The organism is Lentzea indica (assembly GCF_012184385.1).
In the GTDB taxonomy this organism is placed as follows: Bacteria; Actinomycetota; Actinomycetes; order Mycobacteriales; family Pseudonocardiaceae; genus Lentzea; species Lentzea indica.
In genome coordinates this window covers 1-7,243 of the sequence record NZ_VSRL01000357.1, presented here as the reverse complement: position 1 = coordinate 7,243, position 7,243 = coordinate 1, and the positions used below count along the sequence as shown (strand labels likewise).

Here is a 7,243-nt window from a genome sequence, read left to right as displayed (position 1 = left end):
TCTCGACCTCGTGGTCGTCGAGCTCGGTGCCGAACAACGCGTCCAGGTCGTCGACCGGCAGCCGCGCACTGACCCGCACCGCGCCGTCCTCCAGGTGCTCGACCGGCGGGCGGTCGTCGGTGTCGGACTCGTCGGTGATCTCGCCGACGATCTCCTCGAGGATGTCCTCGATGGTCAGCAGGCCCGCGGTGCCGCCGTACTCGTCGACCACGATCGCCATGTGCCTGCGCGACACCTGCATCTCCCGCAGCAGGTCCGCGATCGGCTTCGAGTCGGGGATGAAGCTCATCGGGCGCATCAGCTCGGCGACGCTCTTCGGATCCTCGTCCTCGGCGAGCGTGGCCCGCATGAGGTCCTTGAGGTTCACCACGCCAAGCACGTCGTCGACGCTCTCACCGATCACCGGGACACGGGTGTAGCCGGTGCGCAACGACAGCGCGAGCGCCTGCCGCAACGACTTGGTCTTCTCGATCCACACGATCTCGGTGCGCGGCACCATGATCTCGCGCGCGATGGTGTCGCCCAGCTCGAACACCGAGTGGATCATCTCGCGCTCGCCCTCGTCGACGACGCCGCGTTCCTGCGCCATGTCGACGAGCTCGCGCAGCTCCACCTCGGACGAGAACGGACCCTCGCGGAAGCCCTTACCGGGCGTGATGGCGTTACCGATGAGGATCAGGAGCTTGGACAGCGGCCCGAGGACGCGGCCGAGCTGCCGGACCGTGCCCGCGGCGATCAGGCTCACGGCGTACGGGTGCTGACGGCCGAGGGTGCGCGGTCCGACACCGACGAGCACGTACGACACGACGAGCATGCTCAGGCACGCGTACAGGGCGGCGAGCCAGTCCTCGTCCTCGTACTGCAGGAACACCGTCGTGACCAGCACCGCCGCCAACATCTCGCAGAACAGGCGCAGCAGCAGCAACAGGTTGACGTGCCGCGGGCGGTCGTTGAGGACCTGCAGCAGCTGCCCAGTCCCCCAACGGCCCTGCCGTTGCAGCGCCTCGACCCGTGCCCGTGACACGGTGCCGAGAGCGGCGTCCACACACGCGAAGACGCCGGCGGCAAGCACGAGCAGAACGGCCAGCACGATCACACTGGCTGGGTTCTCGCTCATGGCGCGTCAGTCTTCTTCGGGGTGCTGCAGAGGCTTCTGCTCGTCCAAGCCGACCGCGCCGAGCACCTTGTCGTCCGTGCTGCGCTGGTGCGCGGCCCGTTCGGCCTCGTCACGCGCGTTGCGGAAGTCCGCGAGGATGCGGTTCTGCAGCGTGAACATCTCACGTTCCTCAGCGGGCTCGGCGTGGTCGTAGCCGAGCAGGTGCAGCACGCCGTGCACGGTCAGCAGGTGCAGCTCGTCCAGCAGGCCGTGGCCGGCCTTCTTGGCCTGGTCCTTGGCGAACGCCGGGCACAGCACGATGTCCCCGAGCAGCGCCGGGCCGAGACCCGCGGCGTCGGGGCGGCGCGCGGAGTCCAGCTCGTCCATGGGGAAGGCCATGACGTCCGTGGGACCCGGCAGGTCCATCCAGCGTTCGTGCAGGTCGGCCATGACGTCCAGCTCGACGAGCAGGACGGACAACTCGGCCAGCGGGCTCACGCCCATGCGGTCCAGCGCGAACCGGGCGGCGGAGACGATGGAACCCTCGTCGACTCCGACACCCGACTCGTTGGCGATCTCGATGCTCACGGCGCCTATCGTCCCCGGCGCTGGTTCCCCCGGCGTGCACCGGGTCCGGGGTGTCGCCCGTTCTGGTCGATGACGTCCTGCTCGACCTGCCACTTCTCGTACGCGTCGACGATGTCCCCGACCAGGCGGTGGCGCACCACGTCCTGGCTGGTCAGCACCGAGAAGTGCACGTCATCGACGCCATCGAGGATGTCCTTGACGACCCTCAGACCGCTGCGCTGGCCGCCGGGGAGGTCGACCTGGGTGATGTCACCCGTCACGACGACCTTCGAGCCGAAGCCCAGGCGCGTGAGGAACATCTTCATCTGCTCTGGCGTGGTGTTCTGCGCCTCGTCGAGGATGATGAACGCGTCATTCAGCGTGTTGTGGGTCAGCAGGTAGTCCTCGGTGACGTACAGGGAGTCCTGTGCCGCCACCTGGATGCACACCGTCTCCGTCCGGCCCGCGGGCTCGATGCTGTCGATGAACCGCATCGGACGCCCACCACCACCGGCGGCGTGGTACTTCTCCCGCTTGCACTTGAGCCGGAACGGCTCGACGCCCTCGGGCAGCCTGACGTCCAGGACGTAGGCGTCGTGGCGGTAGCCGACCTCACGACCCTTCGCCATGCCCGGCTTGCGCCCCTCGGCAGGGCGGCAGCGCCAGTACGCGACGCCACCGAGCGAGCGCACCAGACCGACCACGTCGTCTCGCAGCCGTTCCGATGTCGTCGCGTATTGGATGCGGCAGGTGCGCCCGACCTGAGTGACCGGACCACCGTCGGAGTCGAGCAGGCCCTGCAGGACCGCGAGGCGTACGTCCGCGCTGTTGCGCAGGTAGAGCTCGGGCACGAACTTGGTGTGCGAACGCGTGCCGTGCAGCCCGAGCTCCCGCATCACGGCGGTCACCGGGTTCTCGATCGTCACCAGGTCGCCCGGCGCTCTGACGCGCCGCATCGTGTAGTCGACCTGGTTCTTCTTCATCACCGCGATGTGCGGTTCCAGTGCGACCTGCAGCGCGAAGGCGAGAACCGGATCAGCGGTCGAGAACGACGGCGTCGTCGATCCGGTGATGCACCCGTCGCCGAGCAGCAGACCGAGCGCGTACGGGTTCATCGGCACTTCGCGCTCCGGTAGGCACACGGGCGCGCTGAGGAGCGGAAGCTCGTAGCGGCGGGCGTGTGCGGCCCGCAGGTTGCCGATCATCTCCTTGGTCTCGAGCACCCGCCACGGCTTGTTCCGGCGTCGGTCGGACGCCGTGCGCACCGTCCACAGGTGCTCACCGCATGCGAGCGTCGACGAACCGTCCTGCGCGGTGACGCGGTAAACGTCCTTCTCGCCCTGCGGATAGACACCCAGGACCGGGGTCGGTTCGCCGTTGGAGCCGATGACGAGGTCACCGACCTGCAGCGATCCGATCGGCCGGTAGCCGTCCGGGGTGAGAACGGGAGTGAAGATCGGCTGGGCCCGGCCACGCATGTAAGCCAGCGGCGCGACCTCGATCGTGCCGGCCTGGGTCAGGCGTGGAATCGACTCCGGGTCGACCATGTCGTGCAGCGCGTCGTACAGCGGGCGCAGGTACGGGTCGATCTTCTCGTAGAGCGTGCCAGGCAGGTAGCCGAGCCGCTCGCCCGCTTCGACGGCCGGGCGGGTGAGGATGATCCGGTTGACCTGCTTGGCCTGCAGCGCCTGCACGGCCTTGGCCATGGCGAGATACGTCTTGCCGGTACCGGCGGGGCCGATGCCGAAGACGATGGTGTTCTTGTCGATCGCGTCGACGTAGTGCTTCTGGTTCAGCGTCTTCGGCCGGATCGTGCGGCCGCGGCGGCTGATGATGTCGAGGCTCAGCACCTCGGCCGGCGACTCGTCGGTGTTCGAGCTCAGCATCGCGACAGTGCGGCGGACGGTGTTCTGGTCGACGGCCTGGCCGCGGCTGGCGAGGGTGACGAGCTCGGAGAAGACCCGTTCCGCGAAGGCCACGTCGGCTGGGGCGCCGGACAAGGTGATCTCGTTCCCGCGCACGTGGACGTCGGCGTCGAGCAGTTCCTCCGCGAGCCGGAGGTTCTCGTCACGCGACCCCAGCAGGCTGAGCACCGCACCATCGGGCACGGCGAACCGGGACTGACCTTCCTTGTTGCTCTGCTGTGTTTCTTCGGCCACGTGGCCCCGGCCTGCTTCCTGTCGCTCGGATCTGGTGCCGTCGATGCTAGTCCGGCCGAAATTGGGTGGCTACCGGATTGCTCACCGTGTGTGCTCATGAACCGTGGAGATCCGCAGGCTTGGTGTTGAAGACATACCCGAGTGCATGAAGCTCATCACGGACCGGGGTTGGGTGTGGACGCCCGCGCAATGGGAGCTGATGCTCGAACTGGGTCCGGGGTGGGGCGCGTTCGACTCGTCAGGGTTGCTGGGCACAGCTTTGACCACGCCGTATCCCGAGATGCAGGCGATCAGCGGTGTGCTGGTCGCGTCGTGGGCCGGACGTCGGGGCATCGGCACCAGAATGATGTCCAATATATTGGATATCAGTCCATCAGTGCTGTATGCGACGGCCATGGGTGAGCCGTTGTACGCCAGGCTCGGCTTTCACCCCGTCGGTGCCACGACCGACTACCACGGCGTGTACTCCGGTGACGCTCCCGGCGTGACGCGGCCGGCCACTCCTGCCGACGTGGATTCGCTGGCGGCGCTCGACCGCGAGGTGAGCGGGTATTCACGGGCCGCGCTCTGGGAACGGCTGCTCGATCCGGCGTCGCCGTACACCGTGCGAACGTCGGAGTCCGGCGTGATCGCCACCCGTCCGAACCCTGTGGGGTTGACCATGGGCCCGGTGATCGCGCGTCCGCCTCCGCGGCGTGCGAGATGATCGCGGACGTGGCTGCCGGGGCGGGCGACATCCGGGTGGACACGGACAACGCCGACGTGGGGGCTTTCCTGCTGGGGCAAGGCTTCGAGAAGCGCAGCGGTGGCTGCACGCTGATGGTGCGCGGCGACGCGGACGTGCCGGGCGACCGGTCGCGCTACTTCGCGCCTGCCTCGCACGCACTTGGGTGATTCCGGGGGAACTGTGGAACTGCGAAGGCTGACGGTGGCCGACATTCCGGCGTGCTCGGACCTGGCCGAGAGCCGGTCGTCGGCGCGCGAGGAGAGCAAGTGGGAGTTCCTGCTGACGCACGGCGAAGGCTGGGGACTGTTCGACGAGGAAGGCCTTGTCGGCACGACGATCGTGACGCGCTATCCGGAGCTGGCGTCGGTCAGCATGGTGCTGGTGGCGGAACGCGCGGCGCGCCGGGGTCACGCCCGCCGACTGGTATCCCATGTATTGGATACCGGCGTCTCGACGTTGTTCGCGACGTCGATGGGCCGCCCGCTCTACGAACAGCTCGGCTTCCACGCCGTGGGCTTCACGGACATCCACACGGGTGTCTTCACGGGTCCCGTATCCGATATATCGCATATCGCCACCGCGGCTGACCTCGACGAACTCGTCGCGCTCGACGCCAAGGTCAGCGGCCTCACGCGCCCCTTCCTGTGGGAGCAGCTGCTGACAACGGGATCCGTCCGGATCTCGCCGCACGGCATCGCGGGCTCGTGGCGCGTCCGGGACGAGCGGCTGTTCATCGGCCCGGTCATCGCGGACTCCCCCGCCGACGCGTGCGCGCTCATCGCCGACTCGGCGGTCGGTAACGGCAGCGTGCGCGTCGACGTGCACGACCCGGAGGTGGTCGCGTTCGTGCGGGCGCACGGCATGGAGTCGTGGGGCGAGTGCACCTGGATGGTCAAGAACGCCGAGCAGCTGCCCGGCGACCGCGCCTGCTACCACGCGCCGCTGCTGCAGGCCCTCGGCTAAAGGCGCTCACCGCCGAGCACGTGCAGATGGGCGTGGAAGACCTCCTGCCCGCTGTCCGGCCCGGTGTTGAACACCAGCCGGTACCCCGATTCGGAGACGCCTTCGGCCTCGGCGACCTCTTTCGCGGCGGCGAAGAGGTCGCCGAGCTGGTCGCGGTCCAGGTCGACGGCGTTCGGCACGTGCTCGCGCGGAATGAGCAGCACGTGCACGGGCGCCTTGGGGCGGATGTCGCGGAACGCCAGCGTGGTCTTGGTCTCGTGCACGACCGTCGCGGGAATCTCACCGTCGACGATCCGGCAGAACAAACAGGACATGCACCGACGTTAAGCGAAAAGGGTGTCCAGCTGCTCGTCGACGGCCTCGACCATGTCGTCGACCGTGAGCTCGGCCGGCCCGAGCTGGTGGTGGATGTTGAGCCCGTCGATCAGCACGATGAGCCGCCGCGCCGCCTTCATCGGCACGACACCGTCCCGCAGTTCCCCGGCCTCTTGTGCGGCAACGAGAATGCGCGCGACCTCGCCGTACAACTGACGCGTGCCGTAACGCTCCATCTCGTGCAACGACGCCTCGACCATCGCACGCGGCAGGAACGACAACAACACCGCGGCCTCGACTCGGCGTTCGTCGTCCAGCGCCAGCATCTCGTGCGCGAAGGCCCTCAGGAGCTCCCGGTTGCCGACCGTGGTGTCGATCTTCTCCAGCCGCGCGATGAACCGCCGGTAGGCGAGCTCCATCGCGAACCCGAGCAACGCGTCCTGCGTCGGGAAGTAGTGGCGCAACGACCCGCTCGACCACCCGGACTCCGCCGCAACGGCGCGCACCGACGCGTGGTCGATCCCATCGCGCTGCACGATGCGCCACACCGCCTCGGCGAGTTCGCGGCGGCGTTCCTCATGGTCGACAACCTTCGGCACCGGCTCTTTTTAGCAGTCGCGCGCAAGCCGAACGACTGACGCGCGGCACCTCTCCCACGACTCGGTGCCGGGCGTGATCACGTCCATGTGCCCGGCCCCTTCCACCACAACGAGTTCCGCCTGCGGTTCGACAGCGCAGAACTCCACGCTCTGCGCCACCGGAACGTCCTCGTCCTGATCACCGTGCACGCAGATCACAGGCTTGCCGATGGGCACGAGCGCCGCGGGCGAAGCCTCCGCGAACTGCTCCTCGGTACACAGCTCCAACGCCCTGTGCGTGACGTGCTTCGTGAAGTCCAGCACCGCCGCCTGAGCCACTGCCCCGACCACTCGCGCACTGTGTTTGGCCGCCCACACAGCGAGATGGCCTCCAGCGCTATGTCCCAGCGTCACCACAGGCCCAAGGTCGACAGCGTCAATGGCAGCAAGAACATCCAGCCCTGTCTGCGGCCACCCACCCCCACCGCCAACACGCCGGTACTCAATGTTCCAAACAGCAAAGCCGTCGGCGACAAGCACTTCCGCAAGCGGCCGCCCCAGCTCCAACCCATACCGCTGGTGCCAAAAACCACCGTGAATGACGACAACAGCACCCTGAGTCGCACCCTCGGGAACGTAAAGCTCACCAAACTGACTGGGGTGACCACCGTAAGCAATCCGCTGCACGCACAGAACTTACAGAGAGAACAACAACGACACGGAAACGAACCGACACGGGAACCAGTGGGATAGGCCGCGATGGCGCGCCAGCGCCGAGCCGGCCGGGGGTCCGGGGGCGGAGCCCGCCGGCTGGGGTTTGCGGGGCTCGCCCCAAAAA

At 67.8% G+C, this 7,243-nt stretch carries 8 protein-coding genes and 3 pseudogenes; 3 read left to right on the top strand and 8 right to left on the bottom strand.

Going from position 1 to position 7,243, the window contains the following annotated elements; genetic code table 11:
- The 5 genes and pseudogenes from FXN61_RS45560 to FXN61_RS53800 all read right to left on the bottom strand — a co-directional run.
- The coding region (locus tag FXN61_RS45560) for a hemolysin family protein (protein ID WP_167980041.1) at nucleotides 1-1,117 on the bottom strand (1,117 nt) is incomplete at its 3' end.
- 6 nt (nucleotides 1,118-1,123) lie between these two features.
- Nucleotides 1,124-1,684, bottom strand: a complete 561-nt coding sequence (gene ybeY, locus FXN61_RS45555) for an rRNA maturation RNase YbeY (protein ID WP_167980040.1) — start codon at nucleotides 1,682-1,684, stop codon at nucleotides 1,124-1,126.
- A 5-nt stretch (nucleotides 1,685-1,689) separates the two neighbouring features.
- A pseudogene (locus FXN61_RS53810) lies at nucleotides 1,690-2,046 on the bottom strand (PhoH family protein); the annotation flags it as partial.
- Between the two features lie 282 nt (nucleotides 2,047-2,328).
- Nucleotides 2,329-2,559 (bottom strand): annotated as a pseudogene (locus FXN61_RS53805) (LAGLIDADG family homing endonuclease); the annotation flags it as partial.
- 570 nt (nucleotides 2,560-3,129) lie between these two features.
- Nucleotides 3,130-3,822 (bottom strand): annotated as a pseudogene (locus tag FXN61_RS53800) (PhoH family protein); the annotation flags it as partial.
- A 145-nt stretch (nucleotides 3,823-3,967) separates the two neighbouring features.
- On the opposite strand from FXN61_RS53800, the gene FXN61_RS45545 reads away from it, so the two are divergent.
- From FXN61_RS45545 to FXN61_RS45535, 3 genes are read left to right on the top strand one after another with little or no spacing between them, the layout of a single operon-like run.
- Nucleotides 3,968-4,528 carry a GNAT family N-acetyltransferase gene (locus FXN61_RS45545; protein ID WP_167980038.1) on the top strand — a complete coding sequence of 187 codons (561 nt, stop codon included), beginning with the start codon at nucleotides 3,968-3,970 and terminating at the stop codon, nucleotides 4,526-4,528.
- Nucleotides 4,525-4,716, top strand: coding sequence for a hypothetical protein (locus FXN61_RS45540; protein WP_167980037.1), 192 nt, complete (start codon nucleotides 4,525-4,527; stop codon nucleotides 4,714-4,716). The genes FXN61_RS45545 and FXN61_RS45540 overlap by 4 nt, the downstream gene beginning before the upstream one ends.
- Nucleotides 4,717-4,750: 34 nt before the next feature.
- On the top strand, nucleotides 4,751-5,512 hold the full coding sequence (locus FXN61_RS45535; protein WP_167980036.1) for a GNAT family N-acetyltransferase: 762 nt from the start codon (nucleotides 4,751-4,753) through the stop codon (nucleotides 5,510-5,512).
- Here the strand turns inward: FXN61_RS45535 and FXN61_RS45530 are convergent.
- Genes FXN61_RS45530 through FXN61_RS45520 form a run of 3 tightly spaced genes read right to left on the bottom strand, consistent with a single transcriptional unit; the run spans nucleotide 5,509 to nucleotide 7,092 of the window.
- A complete protein-coding gene (locus tag FXN61_RS45530) occupies nucleotides 5,509-5,826 on the bottom strand; it encodes a histidine triad nucleotide-binding protein (protein ID WP_167980035.1) in 318 nt (105 codons plus the stop codon). The two genes, FXN61_RS45535 and FXN61_RS45530, sit on opposite strands and share 4 nt — an antisense overlap.
- Nucleotides 5,827-5,835: 9 nt before the next feature.
- Nucleotides 5,836-6,426 (bottom strand): TetR/AcrR family transcriptional regulator, encoded by a 591-nt coding sequence (locus FXN61_RS53795; RefSeq protein ID WP_167980034.1) that lies wholly within the window; start codon nucleotides 6,424-6,426, stop codon nucleotides 5,836-5,838.
- Nucleotides 6,427-6,435: 9 nt separating this feature from the next.
- On the bottom strand, nucleotides 6,436-7,092 hold the full coding sequence (locus FXN61_RS45520) for an alpha/beta hydrolase family protein (protein WP_167980033.1): 657 nt from the start codon (nucleotides 7,090-7,092) through the stop codon (nucleotides 6,436-6,438).
- Between the last annotated feature and the right edge of the window lie 151 nt (nucleotides 7,093-7,243).